The following is a 723-nucleotide window of genomic DNA, read 5'->3' as shown; positions in this document are numbered from 1 at the left end:
GCCCGCGCCGAACCGCCCGCCCCGGTGGCCGAGTACGACGTGCCCGCGCCGGAAACCCGGGTCGGCCAGGTCCTGGCCGCCATCGCCCGGCAGGAACGTGATTTCGTGCCCGCCCAGTTCCTGCGCGGGGTGGAAACGTCGTTCCGCCAGATCGTGCAGGCCTTCGCCGCCGGCGATACCGCCATGCTGCGCGATCGCCTGACCGCGAATGCCTTCGCCGCATTCGACGCCGCCATCCGCGCGCGCCAGCAGGCGGGCGAGACCCAGAAATCCGAAGTTCGCGCCATCGCCGGCCTGTCGATCGTCGATGCGGAGATCCAGCCGCGCGACGGCGCCGCCCATGCCCGGATCGATGTGCGCATCGTCTCGGACCAGGTCAGCCTGACCCTGGACAAGGACGGCCATCCTGTCGCCGGCACAGACGCCGTGACCGAATTTTCCGACCTGTGGACGTTCGAGCGGCTGCTCGGCGTGCCGATCGGCGGCGCGGCCTGGCGCCTGGCCGCCAGCCGCAGCGCCTGATTCGTCCGGCGGCTGTTGTCCGGGACCTCCCGGCAGGTCCTTCCAGTCCACTTCATCCCAATCCGGCTGTTTCCTTGCCCTATCCATTCATGACCAAGACCCTGCGGGGAGCCGCCGTTGCGGCGATCGCCCTGCTGTCCGCCTGCGCCGCCACCATCCCGGGCGGCGGCCGGCCCGTCCCCTTCGTCGACCTCCAGGGCT

Annotated in this window: 1 protein-coding gene; it reads left to right on the top strand. The window is 71.1% G+C overall.

Translation table 11 applies throughout. The annotated features are described in order from the left end of the window. Positions 1–522, top strand: a 522-nt coding sequence (locus HUK84_RS21390) for a Tim44/TimA family putative adaptor protein (protein WP_176641947.1), incomplete at its 5' end; no start/stop codon positions are given. Between the last annotated feature and the right edge of the window lie 201 nt (positions 523–723).

Origin of the sequence: Nguyenibacter vanlangensis, assembly GCF_013376155.1 — a bacterium.
GTDB lineage: Bacteria > Pseudomonadota > Alphaproteobacteria > Acetobacterales > Acetobacteraceae > Gluconacetobacter > Gluconacetobacter vanlangensis.
The sequence above is the reverse complement of the archived record's forward strand: the minus strand, read 5'-3'. Positions and strand labels throughout refer to the sequence as shown.